This window comes from Trinickia dinghuensis, assembly GCF_003367175.1.
GTDB classification, from domain to species: domain Bacteria; phylum Pseudomonadota; class Gammaproteobacteria; order Burkholderiales; family Burkholderiaceae; genus Trinickia; species Trinickia dinghuensis.
Genome location: NZ_QRGA01000047.1, coordinates 1 through 1,106, shown reverse-complemented (window position 1 = coordinate 1,106; position 1,106 = coordinate 1). Strand labels below are relative to the sequence as shown.

Here is a 1,106-nt window from a genome sequence, read left to right as displayed (position 1 = left end):
GTCTTGCAATGCACGCAGTTCTGCGCATTGATGACAAGGCGATCGGTGCCATCCTCGTTCTTGGCGAACTCATAGACAGCCGCGGGGCAGAAGCGTGCCTCCGGGCCCGCATACGTCCGCAGGTTGACGTTCACGGGCACCGACGCATCCTTCAGCGTCAGGTGAGCAGGCTGATTCTCCTCATGATTCGTGTTCGAGATGAACACGGACGAGAGCCGATCGAACGTGAGCTTGCCGTCAGGCTTTGGATACTCGATCGGCGTGCACTGCGCGGCCGGTTTCAGCATCTCGTGATCGCGATGCTTGTGATGCAGCGTCCACGGCACGTTGCCACCCATCAGTTTCTGCTCGATGCCCACCATGAGCGTGCCCAGGTACAACCCCTTGCTCATCCACTGCTTGAAGTTGCGCGCGCGGTGCAACTCGCCGTGCAGCCACGATTGCTTGAACGACTCCGGATAAGCCGCGAGTTCATCGCCCTGACGGCCTGCCTGCACGGCGTCGAACGCGGCCTGCGCCGCGAGCATCCCGCTCTTGATGGCCGCATGGCTGCCCTTGATGCGCGAGGCGTTCAAGAAGCCGGCATCGTCGCCCACGAGCGCGCCGCCCGGGAACACGAGCTTGGGCAGCGAGAGCAGGCCGCCGGCCGTGATCGCCCGCGCGCCGTACGAGATGCGCTTGCCGCCTTCCAAAAACTTGCGGATTTCCGGGTGCGTCTTGTAGCGCTGAAACTCCTCGAACGGCGACAGATACGGATTCGAATACCCCAGGCCGACGACGAAGCCCACCATCACTTGGTTGTTGTCGATGTGATAGAGGAACGAGCCGCCGTACGTCTGCGTATCGAGCGGCCAGCCGGCCGTATGAATGACGAGCCCCGGTTGATGCTTGGCCGGATCGATTTCCCACAACTCCTTGATGCCGATGCCGTAGACCTGCGGATCGGCACCCTGATCGAGCTTGAATTGCTCGTTCAGACGACGCCCCAGGTGCCCGCGCGCCCCTTCGCAGAACAAGGTGTACTTCGCGTGCAACTCCATGCCGAGCTGGAAGTTATCAAGCGGCTCGCCGTCCTTGCCGATGCCCATGTTGCCCGTGGCGACGCC

Annotated in this window: 1 protein-coding gene; it reads right to left on the bottom strand. The window is 62.3% G+C overall.

Annotation, left to right across the window (positions count from 1 at the left end):
• Window positions 1-1,106 (bottom strand): electron transfer flavoprotein-ubiquinone oxidoreductase (locus tag DWV00_RS33530; RefSeq protein WP_147298050.1); only part of this gene is annotated, 1,106 nt, incomplete at both ends.